We start from the raw sequence: 16,145 nt of genomic DNA on the forward strand, positions 1-16,145 counted from the left end.
GTCGCCGGCAACCGCCTGCTGATCCAGGGCGACCGCCACTACACCTACGACGCCTTCGGCAACCTGACCCAGGAACGCCGTGGCAAAGGCCAGCAACTCGTCACCGAATACCGTTATGACAGCCAGCACCGGCTGATCGAAATCACCCGGCCTAACGGCCAAACCGCCAGCTACCGCTATGACCCGTTTGGCCGACGTATCAGCAAAACCGTCGATGGCCTCACCACCGAATTTTTCTGGCAAGGCGACACACTTATCGCCGAACACCAAGCGGGACGCCACCGCAGTTACCTCTACGAACCCGACAGCTTCCGGCCGCTGGCGCTTTTAGAAGGCTTCGGTCCAAAAGAAACACAGCCCTACCACTACCAACTCGACCACCTCAGCACGCCGCAAGAACTCACAGCCCCGGATGGCGAAATCGTCTGGTCCGCGCACTACCGCGCCTACGGCGAAATCGCCCGGCTCGACGTAGGCAAACTCGACAACCCACTGCGCTTCCAGGGCCAATACTTCGACGAAGAAAGTGGCCTGCACTACAACCGCCATCGCTACTACAATCCGGATATTGGTCGCTACCTGACGCCGGACCCGGTGAAGTTGGCGGGTGGGATCAATGGGTATCGGTATGTGCCTAACCCTACGGGGTGGGTAGATCCGCTGGGGCTGAGCTGTAAAAAAACGAACTGCCCTGAGGGGCCGTATAGCGTAATAGTGCCAGGAGGAGGTTTAGCCGCACACGAAGCGGCAGGAGGACATCTGATGGAAAAGCACGTTGGGAGAACTAACAAATAGTTGCTTGACCGTTTGAAGCAGTAACCAAACATCCCTGCGGCCTCTACCTTTCACGACCGGACCTCAGCAGAGCTCGCTATATCAAGTGCAATCAACGAAAACAAAACTAAAACTAATAACTTTCTCAAAGGAAGCAACAACCAGTTGGTGATCATCCAAAAGCCCAAAGAACCAATAGGCACCAGTATTAAAAAGAAAACTACAACACCAGTTCCAGGAAAAGAAATTTACTTAATCATTCGAAGAGACAAAAACATGCCCAATGGCTACCGCATACACACAGGCTTTCCAAACCCATGAACCAAGACTACCCTGAGTTACAGCAATTTCTCGCTGGATATTTCAATCAAGATTGGGTGGATGATCACAAAAGCGCAGATGGCGTGATTAATTACTTTATCTCTGACTCCTCTGAAGAGACAAAGACGATAGTGCAACGAGAACTGGACAGATTAATTTCCACTGAGAAAACCGAGAAAGAACTTGAAGACTTTCTATTCTCCGAGATGGGTTGCTACTACTATTACCTCAACGAATGGAACGATGGCAGAACATGGTTAAAACATGTTGCATCAGCATTAAGTAACGGCAACCCTAAAAAATAGCGCATTCAATGGAAAGATTTATTAATTATGGGAATATTATTTACCGTCAAATAAATTAGTCTTCTATTTGCAAGTCATGGGCTGCTACGCAGCCCAACGCAGGGCAAGCCTGCTCACCACAACGGTCTCGCGTTGTCTTCAGATCCCCGCCAACGCCAAATCCATCGCAAAGTACGTGAAGATCAAATCCGCCCCCGCACGCTTGATTGACCCCAGCGTCTCGCGCACTACTCGATCCTCATCAATCGCCCCCGCCTGCGCCCCAAACTTGATCATCGCGTATTCACCGCTCACCTGATACGCCGCCACCGGCAGGCGCGAGGCTTCGCGGATGTCGCGGATGATGTCGAGGTAGGCGCCGGCCGGTTTGACCATCAGCGCGTCGGCGCCTTCCTGTTCGTCGAGCAGGGATTCGCGCACGGCTTCGCGGCGGTTCATGGGGTTCATTTGGTAGCTTTTGCGGTCGCCCTTGAGCGCGCTGCCGCCGGCTTCGCGGAATGGGCCGTAGAGGGCCGAGTCGAATTTGGTGGAGTACGCCATGATCGGGATATGAGTGAAGCCTGCGTCGTCGAGGGCGCGGCGGATGGCCTGGACCTGGCCGTCCATGGCCGCCGACGGTGCAATAACATCAGCACCGGCGCGGGCGGCGGCCACGGCTTGTTTGCCGAGGTTGACCAGGGTCGCGTCGTTGTCGACGTGGGCGCCGTGCATCACGCCGCAGTGGCCGTGGTCGGTGTATTCGCAGAAGCAGGTGTCGGACATCACCACCATCTCCGGCACGGCGTCCTTGATGATCGAGGACATGCGCGAGACCAGGCCGCGTTCTTTCCAGGTGTCGCTGCCATTGGCGTCCAGATGGTGGGACACACCGAAGGTCATCACCGACTTGATGCCGGCACGGGCAAACCGATCGATCTCGCCGGCCAGTTTTTTCTCAGGGATGCGTCGCACGCCCGGCATGCTGGTAATCGGCACGAAGTCGTCGATTTCTTCCTCGACAAAAATCGGCAGCACCAGGTCGTTGAGGGTGAACTCGGTTTCCTGGAACAGACCACGCAGCTCCGGGGAGCGGCGCAGGCGGCGTGGACGGGCTTGGGGGAACTGGCTGGTCATGGCTTTCCTGAAAAAATGGCAGAAATCTTTGGGGCGAAAGCTTATGCCCCTTGGCCCCGGCAGCACAAACGCCGAGGGGCCAACAGTGTATTGCCAGGGGCGCAATAATGTATTGATCTAGAGCTGTAGACGCCCTTCGATGCACACGGCGACAGCGCCACCGACCCAGATTTCATCGCCTTGACGTTCAACGCGAATACGCCCCGCACGCCCTATGGCCGTGCCCTGACTGACCACGTAGCATGGCGGCGCAAGCCCTTCGCTGAGCAGCCATTGCGCGACGCCCGCATTCAGGCTGCCGGTGGCCGGGTCTTCCTGGGCGCCATCGCCTGCGACAAAAGCACGCACCTCAAACTGCGTGTCCACGTCGTCGCGTACCGGGTTGCACGGGGCGATCACGCCGACGGCCAACCCTAATAGCTGTGAATAGTCCGGCTGCAACGCCAGGACCTGGTCACGATCAGCCAACATGAGCGCAAGCCACCCTGCACCATTGTCGACCCACTGACTGCGCAGGATGCTGTCCGGCGGCAGCCCCAACCCCAGGCGTACACGCTCAAGCAGCGGCGCGTCGACGGCACCGGAGCGTAACAACGGCGGCGCAATAAACGCCAACTCGGCGCCTTGGCGACGGATACGCACCAGGCCGATTTCGCACTCCTGGATAATCTCCTCGCCTTTGGGTACGCCGCTGGCCTGGAGCCATGCGTGGCAAGTACCCAGCGTCGGGTGGCCGGCGAACGGCAACTCCTGCAACGTGGTAAAGATCCTTACTCGGTAGTCGGCACGAGGGTCGCGCGGAGTCAGCAAAAACGTGGTTTCACTGAGGTTCGTCCACTTGGCGAAGTCGGCCATCTGTTGGTCGCTGAGGCTGTCTGCACCGAGGACGACGGCCAGCGGGTTGCCCTTGAGCGATACGCTGCTGAATACATCCAGTTGTTTGAAATCGAAAGTCGGCATGGATCAACTCGGAATATTCAGGCCACGGATCACGGCCGGGCGTGCGACAAAACCGTCGAGCGCGCGCAGGACGTTAGGGAAATCGGCAATGCCTACCAGATCGCCGGACTCATAAAAGCCGATCAAGTTACGGATCCAAGGGAAGGTGGCGATGTCGGCGATGCTGTAGTCATCGCCCATAAGCCAAGTGCGGCCCAGCAGGCGTTTTTCCAGCACCTGCAGCAACCGCCGCGACTCGGCGGCATAGCGATCGCGGGGACGTTTGTCTTCGTAGTTCTTACCGGCAAATTTGTTGAAGAACCCCAGCTGGCCGAACATCGGGCCGATGCCGCCCATCTGGAACATCAGCCATTGGATTGTCTCGTAACGGGTGGCCGGGTCTTCGGAGAGCAACTGGCTGGTTTTTTCCGCCAGGTAAATCAGGATCGCCCCCGACTCGAACAACGCCAGCGGCTGACCGCCCGGGCCGTTGGGATCGATGATCGCGGGGATCTTGTTGTTGGGGTTCAGAGACAGGAACTCGGGGGACAATTGGTCCTGAGTTTCGAAATTGACCTTGTGCGCCTCATACGGCAGGCCCAGTTCTTCGAGCATGATCGAGACTTTGACGCCGTTGGGCGTAGGCAGCGAATACAGTTGCAAGCGTTCGGGGTGCTGTGCGGGCCATTTGCTGTTGATCGGGAATGCGGCAAGTGCGTTCATCGGGACAGTCCCTGAGGCAGAAAGCCCTCATGATAGTCATCCCCGCGCTGTCGTGCATGGGTCATCAATGCGCAACATCGCCTGGCTATTATCCCGTCCGGGCGAACCAATACGCCCCGCCGCACTCTTAAAGGCGCTCATAGGGTGAAGGGAGGCACCTGGCTAGATAGACAAGGAACACCTCGGGACGCACGTGCGTCACTGGGGCCAGGCGTGTCCGCCTTAACGCGACGCATGAAGACTCGAACCTAAAATGACGATCAAGCCTCTGCGCCTTGTGCAACGACTCAAACGCTATTCCTACATCATGTTACCGCTGCTGCTGGTCGGCGGTGCCACAGCGGCCCTCCTTGACGCGCCGGAAAGCCGCGCTCAGCCGGTGGACGGCGTGCAGACCTTGGTATTCCTGCGCCACGGCGAAAAACCCGCCGGCGGCCTGGGCCAACTCAATTGCCAGGGCCTGAACCGCGCGATGAACCTGGCCACGGTGTTGCCGGAAAAATTCGGCCCGGCGGATTTTGTGTTCGCCGCTAACCCGACGCGCAATGTCGAGGAAGGCGAGCTGGATAATTCCTACAGCTACATTCGCCCACTGATGACCATCAGCCCCAGCGCCATCAAGCTGGGCCTGCCGGTCAACATCAATTTCTCGGCCAATGACACCAGCGACCTGGCCGATGAGTTGGTCGAAGACAAATACCACAACGCCACCATCTACACCGCCTGGTCCCATGGCTATCTGCCGGAGTTGATCAACAAGGTGGCGAGTGAGGCGTCGGGCGAGAAGCACACCATCACCGACGACTGGTCCGGCAGCGACTACGACACCCTTTACGTATTGACGCTGACCTGGCACAACGGCAAGGCCTCGTTGCTGAGCCGCAACTACAAACAGGGCCTGAACGACGGCGAACAGAACTGCCCAGAGCCGACACAGGTGAGCGCCGACAGTTGACAGCGTATGATGCGCGGCTATCGACTCATCTGCGGATCATCCCCATGTCCAACCTTCTCTCCACCCAGCCCGTCCGGGGCTGGTCGTTCTGGTGGAAACCGGCGCTGTTCCTGCTGGTGGCCTGTGTCGGCCTCTACTACGTCAAGTGGTCGCCCTACTACTTCAAGGCGTTTGTGGCTGCTGACAACCACAGCATCGGCGCCTCGATTCTCAATGATCAGCAAAGCTCGCCCTTGGCGGCGGCGTTGGCCTATGCCCAGGTGTATTTCCTGGCGATCTGGAAAGCCGCAGTCCTGGCGGTAATCCTCGGTTCGCTGCTGCAAGTGCTGATCCCGCGCGACTGGCTGCTGCGCCTGTTCGGCCGGGCCGGGCTGGGCTCGACAGTACGCGGCGGGCTGTTTGCCTTGCCGGGGATGATGTGCAGCTGCTGCGCGGCGCCGGTGGCGGCGAGCATGCGTCGGCAACAGGTGTCGGTGGGCGCGGCGCTGGCATTCTGGATCGCCAACCCGGTACTGAATCCGGCGACGCTGGTGTTCATGGGCTTTGTGCTGGGCTGGGGGTTTACCGCGCTGCGTCTGGTGGCGGGCATTGTGCTGGTGGTGGGGGTGTCGTTGGTGGCGCAGCGCATCGCACGCCCCGATCAGGTGCCGGAAGCCGCGCTGGAAGCGGTGGCCGATGTGAGCCAGGTCGAAGCCCAACCCTTTTTCAGCCGCTGGATGCGGACGTTGTGGCAGCTGTTCTGGAGCACCATTCCGGTGTACATCCTGGCCGTGCTGATCCTCGGTGCCGCGCGGGTGTGGCTGTTCCCTCACGTAGACGGAGCCATGGCCAACAGCCTGGTGTGGCTCGTACCGCTGGCGATCGTCGGCACATTGTTCGTAATTCCTACGGCGGCCGAGATCCCTATCGTACAAACCATGATGACCCTGGGCATGGGCACCGGCCCGGCCGTGGCCTTGCTGATGACGTTGCCGAGCGTGAGCCTGCCGTCCCTGCTGATGCTGCGCAAGGATTTCGACGCGCGGGTGCTGGTAACGGTGGCCGGACTGACCATGCTGATGGGCGTGGTGTGCGGGTTGATTGCGGTGGTGGTGCTTTAAACATGCGGTGGGGGGGGCTGAGGGCGCTATCGGGGGCAAGCCCCCTCCCACCTTTGATAGCTATCGCCTGGGCTGGGTCAACTGAGCCTTAACAGACTGGCATTAGGGCAAGCCCCCTGCCACAGGTAACGCGGCGCGATAGGCCCCGGTATCCCCCTCACTCGCGCCGCGTACTGCGCTCGCGCAAATATTCCACCACTGCCCCCTGCTCGCCCGCGAATTCGATGCGGGCGCCTTTGCTTTCGCGCTGGAAGGCGTACATCGGGTCGTAGTACTCGCGCAGCAGGCCTTCGATCCAGCCACGGTGCAGGTCCACGGCGCCGCTGCGCGCCTGTTCGGCCAGGGCGTCCTGCAGAATCGCCTGCAAGCGTTGGAACCGTTCGCCCCCGAGGCGCTTGTGGATATTGGCCAGGCTCTGGGTCAGCCGCTCGCCGAACAGCGTCTGGCCCTGTTCGCCAAACGTGGCAATGAACTCGGCACACAGGTCAACCACGTAATCGCGCAGGATACGTTCGACGCGCCCTTGCAGGCTGTCTTCCAGCCACACCATCGGATACGTTTGCATGCCTTTGTGCAACGGCAACGGCAGCGCGCAACTGCCTATCATGCGGCTTTCGTCCTCCACCACGAACTCCTCGATGCCGGCCGCGCGTTTTTTCAGCAGGTCCACGGCCAGGCGATTCTCGAAGTCGATGTTGGACGGTTGCGCCGTGGCCCGTTTGCCGAAGCTGGAACCGCGGTGGTTGGCGTGGCCTTCCAGGTCCAGGGCGTTGCGCAAGTGGCCGAGGACTTCGGTCTTGCCGGTGCCGGTCATGCCGCCGAGCAACACAAAATCACACTGCTGGGTGGCTTGCTCCATGGTTTCAAGCAAAAACGTACGCATGGCTTTGTAACCCCCGCCGACGCGCGGGTAGTCGATACCGGCCTCTGTCTTGAGCCACTGCTGCACAATCTGCGAGCGCAGCCCGCCACGAAAGCAGTACAGATAGCCATCAGGATGAGCCTGAGCGAACTGCGCCCAGCGTTCGATGCGCTCGGCCTTGATCGCGCCGGATACCAGTTCATGCCCCAGGACAATGGCGGCTTGCTGGCCTTGCTCCTTGTAGCAGGTGCCGACGCGCTGGCGTTCGTCATCGGTCATCAGCGGCAGGTTGACCACGCCCGGAAAGGCGCCTTTGACGAACTCCACCGGCGCGCGGGTATCCATCATCGGCCGGTCGTTAAGGAAAATGCTGCGATAGTCGGTGATGTCAGTTGCCATCAAACCACCTCTACCGCGTGGGTCTGTCGCTCGACCAGTTCACCGATAGGCGCCAGGTTCAGGCCCAGTTCGGCGGCCACAGCGTGGAAATCGGCGTCGCCTTCGGGGGTGACCGCGATCAGCAGGCCGCCACTGGTCTGCGGGTCGCACAGCACGCGCTTGTGCAGTTCCTGCAAACGCCCGAGCTTGCTGGCGTAGCTGTCGAAGTTGCGCAGGGTGCCGCCGGGCATACAGCCCTGGTCTAGGTAGTCCTCGATCCCCGGCAGGCGTGGGACATTAGCGTACTCGATGCGTGCGGTCAGGCCGCTGCCATCCGCCATTTCCACCAGATGCCCCAACAGGCCGAAACCGGTGACATCGGTCATGGCGGTGACGCCGGCCAGTTTACCGAAGCGGCTCCCGGGCTTGTTGAGGGTGCACATCCAGTCGCGAGCCAGGCCGATATCGGCCTCGCGCAACTTGCCCTTCTTCTCGGCCGTGGTGAGGATGCCGATGCCCAGGGGCTTGGTCAGGTAGAGCCTGCAGCCGGCGGTAGCGGTGTCGTTGCGCTTCATATGGCGCTTTTGCACGATGCCGGTGACCGCCAGGCCAAAAATCGGCTCCGGCGCGTCGATGGAGTGCCCGCCCGCCAGGGGGATACCGGCCGCATCGCAGACCGAGCGACCACCACGGATGACCTCGCGGGCCACTTCCGGGGCCAGCACATTCACCGGCCAGCCCAGGATCGCAATGGCCATCAATGGATCGCCACCCATGGCGTAGATATCACTGATGGCGTTTGTGGCGGCAATTCGACCGAAATCGAAGGGATCGTCGACGATCGGCATGAAAAAGTCGGTGGTGGAGACCACACCGCGCTCGTCGTCGATGGCGTACACCGCCGCGTCGTCCCGCGAAGCATTGCCCACCCACAGGTTGGGGTCGAGGTTCTGCGCACCGCTGCCGGCGAGGATCACTTCCAGGACCTGGGGTGAAATCTTGCAGCCACAACCCGCGCCGTGGCTGTATTGGGTAAGGCGAATCGGCTCGTTCATGCTGGACCTCAAACTATCAAGTGCGCGGATTCTACCAGACAGCAAAAGGCCGGCTGGGCTCTTATGAGCACAGCCGGCCTGTTTGTTTCAGGGTTTACTGACGCGCAGCGAGCAAACGCTTATGGCGGTTGCGCCGGGCGATATTCAGGCACTCAATGGCCGCCGAGAACGCCATGGCTGCGTACACATAGCCTTTAGGCACATGGGCGCCAAAGCCTTCGGCGATCAAAGTCATGCCGATCATGATCAGGAAGCCCAGGGCCAGCATCACCACCGTCGGGTTGTCGTTGATGAACTTGGCCAGCGGTTCGGCCGCGACCAGCATCACGATCACCGAGGTCACCACGGCAATGATCATGATCGGCAAGTGTTCGGTCATGCCCACCGCCGTGATGATGCTGTCGATGGAAAACACCAGGTCCAGCAACAGGATCTGCCCGATGGCCGCCGCAAAACCGATGGTCACGGCGTTGCTGGTGCTTTCTTTCTCTTCGGGCTCCGGGTCCATGCTGTGATGGATCTCGGTGGTAGCCTTCCACACCAGGAACAGGCCACCAGCGATCAGGATCATGTCCTTCCACGAAAACGCCTGCCCGAACACCTCGAACACCGGCGCAGTGAGCTGCACGATAAAGGCGATGGTGCTCAACAAGCCCAGGCGCAGGACCAGGGCCATGCTGATACCGATGCGCCGCGCCTTGGCCCGGTGCTTCTCCGGCAATTTGTTGGTGAGGATCGAGATAAAGATCAGGTTATCGATGCCCAGCACGATTTCCATCACGATCAAGGTCGCCAGGGCGATCCACGCGGTGGGGCTGGCGGCCAGTTGTACAAGGTAATCCATAGGTCAGTCCTGGTGGTGTGCTGGAGAATTAGGTTTCTTGGCTATTCGATTCGTCGGTTTTATCCGCCTGATCGTCTTTCTTCTGCGGGTTGATCAGGCCTTGCGTGGCTTCACTCAGGGCTTGCTCGGCGGCTTCCTGGGTATCGTCGATTGCCTGCTTGGCCGATTCCGAGGCCTTGCCAATCACCTGCTGCGCACTTTTTTCGACCTGATCGCAACCGCTGATCATCACCAATGAAAGCGCAAGCAACGAGGCCGCGCCGAAAGAATTGAGTTTCATGCTGTATCCCTCGTTAGAACACTTGGGCCCCAATAGTGGCCCCGCGATAGCGACGCATTCTATGCAGAGCAACACTTCAGCAAAATTCGTATTTTTCCCGCGTATACTTCGATTTTTACGAAGTAACCACTCTCATGCTCAATTATCGACAACTGCATTACTTCTGGGTCGTGGCCAAAACCGGCAGCATCGTGCGTGCGTGCGAGCAATTGAACCTCACGCCCCAGACCATCAGCGGGCAACTCAGCCTGCTTGAACAGACGTTCGGCATCGCGTTGTTTCAGCGGGTCGGGCGCCAACTGGAGCTGACCGAAGCCGGGCGGCAGGCGCTACCCTACGCCGAACAGATGTTCCAGACCGGCAATGAGTTGGAAGCCATGCTGCGCGCGCAGCCCAAGGAACAGCAGATTGTGTTTCGGGTCGGGGTGGCGGATGTGGTGCCCAAATCCATCGTTTACCGGCTGATCGCGCCGACCATGGAATTGAGCGAGCCGCTGCGTATTACCTGCCGCGAGGACAAACTCGAACGCCTGCTGGCGGATCTGGCGATCCAGCGCTTGGACCTGGTGATTTCCGACAGCCCCATGCCCACGCACCTGGATATCAAAGGCTACAGCCAGAAACTGGGAGAGTGCGGCATCAGTTTTTTCGCCACCCAGGCATTGGCCGACCGCCATACCGGCCCATTCCCACAGTGCCTGCACGGCGCGCCGCTGCTGATTCCAGGCGCGGAAACCGTAGTGCGTAGCCGCTTGCAGCGCTGGTTCGCCGAGCAGCAGATCCAGCCGAAGATCATCGGCGAGTTCGACGACAGCGCCTTGATGCAGGCGTTTGGCCAATCCGGCAGCGGGATTTTCATCGCCCCCAGCGTGATTGCCGACGAGGTGGTGCGCCAGTACGGTGTGGCGCTGATCGGCCAGACCGACGCGGTCACCGAGTCGTTCTATGCGATCTCGGTGGAGCGCAAGGTCAAGCACCCGGGCATCGTGGCGATTACCGAAGGCGCGCGGCGCGAATTGTTCACTGCCCTGCCCTGACCGCTCAGGCGTTGGACGCCACCGGCTGCCTGGCGGTCATCAGCCACAGCGCCAGCAGGATCGACACCAGGATAAACCCAGACGCCGCGAACCCCAGGCTGCCGAGGCCGAAGGTATCGATCACATGACCACCGACCATCGCCCCCAAGCCGATGCCCAGGTTGGCCCCGGCAATGTTCAGCGACGCGGCGAACGCCGGCGCATGGGGCGCGGCCTTCATCAGCCGCACATGGCTGACCAGGAACAGCGCCGCCTGGGTCACACCCCACACCGCCATCGCCGCCGCCAGGCCGATGGTGGAATGAATGGCCGGCACCAGCGCGACCATGCCCGCGATCATAAACCCGCAGAACACCATGGATGCGATCAACGGATGGCGATCCACCGCACGGCCGCCCAAGGCATTGCCAAGCAAGCCCACCGCGCCAAAGCCCATCAGACACCAGCCCACTAACGTGCCATCGAAGCCGGCCAGGCGTTCAAGGATGTCCGCCAGGTAGGTATAGGCAGTGAACATACCGCTGAATACCAGGATCGACAGCAGGATATGGCCCTGCATCAAGGGGTTGCGCAGGATCTTGAACTGCGAGCGCAGACTCACTTGATCGTTCTTCGGCCGGGTTACCGGCAGGTAGATGAACAACAGCAAGGCCTTGGCCAGGGCCACCACCGCCAGAATGGCGAACGCCGTGCGCCAGCCGAACGCATCGGAAATCAACGTGCCCACTGGGATGCCGAACACCGTGGCGCAGACGATGCCGAAACCGATCTTCTCAATGGCGCGCCCGGCATAGTCCGGGCCGACGATGTCCACCGCCGTCTCGCTTGCCAAGGCCCAGAACACCGGCAAGCCCAGGGCCGGGATCAGTCGTGCCAACGCCATCACCCAGATATTCGGCGCCAGCGCGGCCACGGCGTTGGCCGCGCCGAACAGAATCAGAATGCTGATAAACAGACGCTTGCGTGGGAAACGCGCGCAATAGGCCGTCAGAAACGGCCCGAACGCCGCCACGGTAAACGCAAACAAGGTCACCAACAGCCCGGCTTGGGACACGCTGACATTCAGGTCGCGGGCAATCGATGGCAGCAGCCCGACAATGATGAATTCCGTGGTCAGCACGGTAAAACCGGCGGCCGACAGCAGCAGGATGGGAAACAGCATGAAAACTCCAGAAACAACGACATCAACGACAGCCCGAAGGGCCCGCTGACGGATAGGAAAGGTGAGAGGCCAGAAGCTTAACAGAGTATGTCCGGCTTTGGCCAAAGCGGGTGACGCGATGCCGCAGCCGCCGGAGCACGCACCACAGCATGCTAGACTTCGCGCCCTGCTTCCTACAGCCCCTTCTGCTCATGGGGCTGCGCACATTAAAAAAACTAGAGACAACCTCTTTATGACTGCTGCCCCTTCGCTCCTTAAACGCCTGACCCGCGTCAGCCTGGTCACGCAAATCGTCATCGGCTTGATCGCCGGGATTCTCCTGGCATTGCTACTGCCCGAAGCAGCCAAAGCCACCGGGTTTATCGGCAAGGTGTTCGTCACCGCGCTCAAGGCCGTGGCGCCGATTCTGGTGTTTGTGCTGGTAATGGCGTCGATCGCCAACCATAAGCACGGCCAGGAAACCCATATTCGCCCAATCCTGTTCCTGTATTTGCTCGGCACGTTCGCCGCCGCCGTGGTCGCGGTGGTCGCCAGCATGTGGTTCCCGTCAACACTGGTGTTGGCCACCCATGACGCCACAGTGAGCGCGCCCGGCGGCATCGGCGAAGTTTTGCAAAGCCTGTTGCTGAGCGTGGTGGACAATCCGGTAAGCGCGCTGATGAATGCCAATTTCATCGGCATCCTGGCTTGGGCCATTGGCATGGGCATCGCGATCCGGCATGCCGGCGAAACTACCCGCACTGTGCTCGATGACCTGTCCAACGGCGTGACCTTGATTGTGCGCGTGGTGATTCGCTTTGCGCCGCTGGGCATTTTCGGCCTGGTGGCCTCCACCTTGGCTACCTCCGGGTTCAGCGCCCTGCTCGGCTACGCCCATCTGCTGGTGGTGCTGATCGGCTGCATGCTGTTCGTCGCGCTGGTGATCAACCCGGCCATTGTGTTCTGGAAACTGCGCCGCAACCCGTACCCGCTGGTACTGCTGTGCCTGCGCGAAAGCGGCATCACTGCGTTCTTCACCCGCAGCTCGGCGGCGAACATTCCAGTCAACCTTGCATTGAGCGAGCGCCTCGGCCTGCATGAGGACACCTATTCGGTGTCGATCCCGCTGGGCGCCACCATCAACATGGCCGGCGCCGCGATCACCATCACCGTGCTGACCCTGGCCGCCGTGCACACACTGGGCATCAGTGTCGACCTGCCGACCGCCGTGTTACTCAGCGTGGTCGCGGCCATTTGTGCCTGCGGCGCCTCGGGCGTGGCCGGCGGTTCGTTGTTGCTGATTCCCCTGGCGTGCAGCCTGTTCGGCATCCCGAGTGAGATCGCCATGCAGGTGGTCGCCGTAGGTTTCATCATCGGTGTACTGCAGGATTCGGCGGAAACCGCGCTCAATTCGTCCACCGATGTGCTGTTCACTGCGGCGGCGTGCCTGGGCAAACAAAGATAACCGATCCCCCGGGACGGCCTGTTCAAGGGCTGTCCCGGGGCGAAAGCATCAAGCACTGGTGCTATCAGGACTGAAGCCTTCAAGCGGTACGCCAAAACGCGAACGGGTTGTCCGATCATAGCCGTACCATTTCCCGGTTATTTCATCCAACTGAGCCGTGATACGTATTGAGTCGCCGAGAGTATTTGTATAAGTGCCGACGGTGACGCCATCTTTTTTATCCTGATGAGCCCGGTCCACACCGCGATTCGCCGCAATGATGCGCCAGGTGGAGGTCCCTTTGCCCCATGCCGACTGCCACCAAGGCAGCCCTCTGGAGACGATGGCTTTTCCTCCGGCAAACGGGTTGGCCGCGCTGATCGCGCCCCGTGTCAGGATGCCGCCAGCCCGGCCTGAGAGCCCGGGGCCCAACCTCGCGATTTTAGCCCCTGCGAAAATGCCTCCCACCGCAAACCCCAACACGTCAAATGCCAGAAAACCAAGCCCCTCGCCTACCTTTCCCTTTTGAAACCTATCGATAGCGGACGCAAAAGGCACCAGGGTCCGGGTCACCGCCTGTATCTCTTCAAACACCGTCACTTCGGTATCGAATGTGGTGATGCCTCTGGCTTTCTGGACTAGCACTTCTCGCTCTCCGGGCTTGAAGATATTGCTCAGCACGGTATCGGTGATGTACTGAGTCCGGTCAGACGTGAAGGTTTGCACAGGCCCCGGGGCCTTTTCCCGTGCACGTCGTTTCTGCTGTGCCTCTTCTCCATCTGCCACCACTTCGCGAATCGACGGGCGGCTGTAGATTCGCCTGACGCCAGGATTGGCTCGCTCAGTCAAGGGACCGGACCATTCACCCTTCAGACCTGGTTTCAGGTCGCCCGTCAAATCAGTGCGCTTGCGGATATAACCCTGCTGGGGGTTGACCTCATAGACCGTTTTGGTTGCCCCATACTTCGTGACGAACAATAACGAACGGCTATCAGCGGGCTGCTCACTCACCCTTTTTTCAGGCCCCCGATACTTTCCCCAACTCTCACGACTCGAGGTGGTTTTTTCTTCGGCATAAACGCTCAGCTCGCCATACTCCAGGGCTTCTCTGTCCTGCACAGGCAGTTGGGACATCAAGTGTTTGACCGTGACACCCATGGCCTCCTGGAGCGCGTCGTAGTAGTCGGAGACTTCCTTTTCATAGTTGTCGATGGGCGGAATGCGCCGGAACGTTTCGAACATGTCAGCAAAGGGCACTGCAGGGTCAGTGGAGTACCAGCGGGTATGCAATTGCGGTTCGAGATAAATATCCAGAATCGAATAAGGCCCCCGCAAATACTGATGAGCCTCGGTGGGCATCAGCACCTTGGCTTCAAAATCGACATTAGGGAATTTCCCCGACAAATGCTCCTTGAGGATCTGCAGCGCTTTTTCCTTACGGGGCACTAATGGCTCACGTTGCGCGTCGGAAGCTTTTTTCAGGGTCTCCAAGCGTTCGCTGGAGAGCGTGCGCGCCCTCTCAATTTCGTCGTCCGTGTAATTGTTGTCATCGCGCTTTGCAATTGCACCGTCCGCTACGGCCCAGTGGATCAACGCCTCCCGCCCCGCCAAGGCTTCCACGTCTCTTTCGGCGCTGCTAACAGGCTCAAGGTCGTTCTTGACCAACGCCTCATAGGTCTGCCCTGCTGCCGAGCCAGGCGTGTGGAAGTTGGCCTTGGCGACGATGGCTTTGAGGCCAACCCATCCCGGCGAACCATAGGTGATAGAAGCTGGAACGTCTTTGACCAGCAGCTCTGGCGCGTGGTGTGACAGTAACAAATACGCTACGACTGGCGCGTTTCGGCCGTAGGTCTGCGCCAGATGGTCAGTCAGCCCTTTCACCACCGACGACAAGGGTTTACCCCAATTATCGCGCTGGGACAGATCATAGCCGGCCAGCTTGTTTTTTTCGTTTGGATGCATCACCGAATGGCCATTGGCCCCCACCTGAAGCATTGAAAGCAGCCAATCCTGAGGACTGCCGGCCCCGTTGAACCGCGCCCGCAGCTGCTCACCTACCGTTCGTGCGGCCGGTGCATTGATCATGTTCAGCAGGGCGGTGCGCGGATCCTTCAGCTCGGCATCTGACCATTGATGGCGTTGAAGCATCAGCACCGCTCCGTTATTCGTCGCCGGCAGGTCACCGTGCTGGAGCGAACGATACACGTCGGAGCTGGAAGCCTCGTGAATCGCTTTTTGGGTGGATTGATCAAGGGGAATCGGCCAGGACAACCCACCGCCCAGATCGCCGGATGGCAACGGCGAGGACCGATAAAGGCGGAACACGGCCCCGCTCATATTCCGCACCTCGGCCATCGTGGTCGGTCGCTCCCAGCCAAGGCCATCAATGAAATCTAAAAGATTCACGCGCTGCCCGGCCTTTGACTCATTATTGAGTTGAAAGCCGGAATCAGGGTCCAGTTGGATCCATTGACTGCGCAAATAATTGGTGAACCCTTGGGCGCGGTCGTAAGGCCGGCCCCCCGGATATCGGTAAGCATGCAAAGCCGCCTGTTCATCCAGATACTTGTCGCCCTTCACGTACACGTTCAGCAACCCATGCACGAACTTCTCAAGGTCGCGTCGATTGCCCGCATCGCGTTTATCGGCGCTCTGCGCCTGTTCAGTGCTTCCTTCATTTGCTTCCGAGGGCGGGGTTTGGCCCACCGCCGTTGCCTCGCCCGATGCCTCTCGCCGGACACGGGTGTTCGGGCCGGGCAAAACCGAAGAGGCGCCCTGACTATCCAGCACAGGCGAGGACGTGTGCGACGAAGAAAAACGCGATACAGCAGCTGACAGGTGGGGCGTCGTGATCATCTAAAGCCTCTCATACAC

The 16,145-nt window shown here is 59.9% G+C and carries 14 protein-coding genes and 1 pseudogene; 6 read left to right on the plus strand and 9 right to left on the minus strand.

Features of this window, described 5'->3' with window-relative positions:
* Both ACFZPT_RS22925 and ACFZPT_RS22930 read left to right on the plus strand, forming a co-directional pair.
* Window positions 1-1,095, plus strand: a pseudogene (locus tag ACFZPT_RS22925) (RHS repeat-associated core domain-containing protein); the annotation flags it as partial.
* Complete coding sequence (locus tag ACFZPT_RS22930; protein WP_047882792.1) at window positions 1,092-1,400, plus strand: contact-dependent growth inhibition system immunity protein; 309 nt, start codon at window positions 1,092-1,094, stop codon at window positions 1,398-1,400. The pseudogene ACFZPT_RS22925 and the gene ACFZPT_RS22930, both read left to right, overlap by 4 nt.
* 138 nt (window positions 1,401-1,538) lie before the next feature.
* Here ACFZPT_RS22930 and hemB read toward each other — a convergent pair whose 3' ends face one another.
* The 3 genes from hemB to ACFZPT_RS22945 form a co-directional block, all read right to left on the minus strand.
* Window positions 1,539-2,513 carry a porphobilinogen synthase gene (gene hemB / locus ACFZPT_RS22935; protein WP_099313205.1) on the minus strand — a complete coding sequence of 325 codons (975 nt, stop codon included), beginning with the start codon at window positions 2,511-2,513 and terminating at the stop codon, window positions 1,539-1,541.
* A 117-nt stretch (window positions 2,514-2,630) separates the two neighbouring features.
* Complete coding sequence (locus tag ACFZPT_RS22940) at window positions 2,631-3,473, minus strand: PhzF family phenazine biosynthesis protein (protein WP_099313204.1); 843 nt, start codon at window positions 3,471-3,473, stop codon at window positions 2,631-2,633.
* A gap of 3 nt (window positions 3,474-3,476) precedes the next feature.
* Window positions 3,477-4,175 (minus strand): glutathione S-transferase N-terminal domain-containing protein, encoded by a 699-nt coding sequence (locus ACFZPT_RS22945; RefSeq protein WP_099313203.1) that lies wholly within the window; start codon window positions 4,173-4,175, stop codon window positions 3,477-3,479.
* Window positions 4,176-4,428: 253 nt separating this feature from the next.
* Here ACFZPT_RS22945 and ACFZPT_RS22950 point away from each other — a divergent pair, with 253 nt between their 5' ends.
* Both ACFZPT_RS22950 and ACFZPT_RS22955 read left to right on the plus strand, forming a co-directional pair.
* Window positions 4,429-5,130: a hypothetical protein gene (locus ACFZPT_RS22950; RefSeq protein ID WP_034096866.1), complete on the plus strand. Its 702-nt coding sequence runs from the start codon at window positions 4,429-4,431 to the stop codon at window positions 5,128-5,130.
* A 44-nt stretch (window positions 5,131-5,174) separates the two neighbouring features.
* Entirely contained in the window at window positions 5,175-6,230 is a 1,056-nt protein-coding gene (locus ACFZPT_RS22955) for a permease (protein ID WP_034096865.1), read from the plus strand.
* A gap of 157 nt (window positions 6,231-6,387) precedes the next feature.
* On the opposite strand, the gene mnmH is transcribed toward ACFZPT_RS22955, so the two are convergent.
* The 4 genes from mnmH to ACFZPT_RS22975 all read right to left on the minus strand — a co-directional run bounded on the left by mnmH (window position 6,388) and on the right by ACFZPT_RS22975 (window position 9,649).
* Window positions 6,388-7,491, minus strand: coding sequence for a tRNA 2-selenouridine(34) synthase MnmH (mnmH, locus tag ACFZPT_RS22960; RefSeq protein WP_099313201.1), 1,104 nt, complete (start codon window positions 7,489-7,491; stop codon window positions 6,388-6,390).
* Window positions 7,491-8,525, minus strand: a complete 1,035-nt coding sequence (selD, locus tag ACFZPT_RS22965; protein ID WP_034112891.1) for a selenide, water dikinase SelD — start codon at window positions 8,523-8,525, stop codon at window positions 7,491-7,493. The genes mnmH and selD overlap by 1 nt, the downstream gene beginning before the upstream one ends.
* Window positions 8,526-8,619: 94 nt before the next feature.
* Complete coding sequence (locus tag ACFZPT_RS22970; protein ID WP_034112889.1) at window positions 8,620-9,369, minus strand: TerC family protein; 750 nt, start codon at window positions 9,367-9,369, stop codon at window positions 8,620-8,622.
* A gap of 28 nt (window positions 9,370-9,397) precedes the next feature.
* Window positions 9,398-9,649, minus strand: a complete 252-nt coding sequence (locus tag ACFZPT_RS22975; protein ID WP_099313200.1) for a hypothetical protein — start codon at window positions 9,647-9,649, stop codon at window positions 9,398-9,400.
* Between the two features lie 134 nt (window positions 9,650-9,783).
* On the opposite strand from ACFZPT_RS22975, the gene nhaR reads away from it, so the two are divergent.
* Window positions 9,784-10,686 (plus strand): transcriptional activator NhaR, encoded by a 903-nt coding sequence (gene nhaR / locus ACFZPT_RS22980; RefSeq protein WP_034096860.1) that lies wholly within the window; start codon window positions 9,784-9,786, stop codon window positions 10,684-10,686.
* Window positions 10,687-10,690: 4 nt separating this feature from the next.
* Here the strand turns inward: nhaR and ACFZPT_RS22985 are convergent, their stop codons facing one another.
* The gene (locus ACFZPT_RS22985; protein ID WP_034096859.1) at window positions 10,691-11,848 is read right to left on the minus strand and encodes an MFS transporter; all 1,158 of its coding nucleotides are present in this window, start codon (window positions 11,846-11,848) and stop codon (window positions 10,691-10,693) included.
* Window positions 11,849-12,080: 232 nt separating this feature from the next.
* On the opposite strand from ACFZPT_RS22985, the gene sstT reads away from it, so the two are divergent.
* Window positions 12,081-13,292, plus strand: a complete 1,212-nt coding sequence (gene sstT, locus ACFZPT_RS22990; RefSeq protein ID WP_099313199.1) for a serine/threonine transporter SstT — start codon at window positions 12,081-12,083, stop codon at window positions 13,290-13,292.
* A 48-nt stretch (window positions 13,293-13,340) separates the two neighbouring features.
* Here the strand turns inward: sstT and ACFZPT_RS22995 are convergent, their stop codons facing one another.
* Entirely contained in the window at window positions 13,341-16,127 is a 2,787-nt protein-coding gene (locus ACFZPT_RS22995; RefSeq protein WP_053060109.1) for a hypothetical protein, read from the minus strand.
* Window positions 16,128-16,145: the final 18 nt, after the last annotated feature.

The organism is Pseudomonas sp. MD330_10, assembly GCF_042610415.1.
Taxonomy (GTDB): Bacteria; Pseudomonadota; Gammaproteobacteria; order Pseudomonadales; family Pseudomonadaceae; genus Aquipseudomonas; species Aquipseudomonas rhodesiae.

What these genes read in the sequence shown, in the direction of transcription:
- selD (WP_034112891.1), bottom strand. Translation starts at nt 8,525, where the DNA reads ATGAACGAGCCGATTCGCCTTACCCAATACAGCCACGGCGCGGGTTGT.
- ACFZPT_RS22940 (WP_099313204.1), bottom strand. Translation starts at nt 3,473, where the DNA reads ATGCCGACTTTCGATTTCAAACAACTGGATGTATTCAGCAGCGTATCG.
- sstT (WP_099313199.1), top strand. Translation starts at nt 12,081, where the DNA reads ATGACTGCTGCCCCTTCGCTCCTTAAACGCCTGACCCGCGTCAGCCTG.
- ACFZPT_RS22975 (WP_099313200.1), bottom strand. Translation starts at nt 9,649, where the DNA reads ATGAAACTCAATTCTTTCGGCGCGGCCTCGTTGCTTGCGCTTTCATTG.
- mnmH (WP_099313201.1), bottom strand. Translation starts at nt 7,491, where the DNA reads ATGGCAACTGACATCACCGACTATCGCAGCATTTTCCTTAACGACCGG.
- nhaR (WP_034096860.1), top strand. Translation starts at nt 9,784, where the DNA reads ATGCTCAATTATCGACAACTGCATTACTTCTGGGTCGTGGCCAAAACC.
- ACFZPT_RS22970 (WP_034112889.1), bottom strand. Translation starts at nt 9,369, where the DNA reads ATGGATTACCTTGTACAACTGGCCGCCAGCCCCACCGCGTGGATCGCC.
- ACFZPT_RS22955 (WP_034096865.1), top strand. Translation starts at nt 5,175, where the DNA reads ATGTCCAACCTTCTCTCCACCCAGCCCGTCCGGGGCTGGTCGTTCTGG.
- ACFZPT_RS22995 (WP_053060109.1), bottom strand. Translation starts at nt 16,127, where the DNA reads ATGATCACGACGCCCCACCTGTCAGCTGCTGTATCGCGTTTTTCTTCG.
- ACFZPT_RS22930 (WP_047882792.1), top strand. Translation starts at nt 1,092, where the DNA reads ATGAACCAAGACTACCCTGAGTTACAGCAATTTCTCGCTGGATATTTC.
- ACFZPT_RS22945 (WP_099313203.1), bottom strand. Translation starts at nt 4,175, where the DNA reads ATGAACGCACTTGCCGCATTCCCGATCAACAGCAAATGGCCCGCACAG.
- ACFZPT_RS22950 (WP_034096866.1), top strand. Translation starts at nt 4,429, where the DNA reads ATGACGATCAAGCCTCTGCGCCTTGTGCAACGACTCAAACGCTATTCC.
- ACFZPT_RS22985 (WP_034096859.1), bottom strand. Translation starts at nt 11,848, where the DNA reads ATGCTGTTTCCCATCCTGCTGCTGTCGGCCGCCGGTTTTACCGTGCTG.
- hemB (WP_099313205.1), bottom strand. Translation starts at nt 2,513, where the DNA reads ATGACCAGCCAGTTCCCCCAAGCCCGTCCACGCCGCCTGCGCCGCTCC.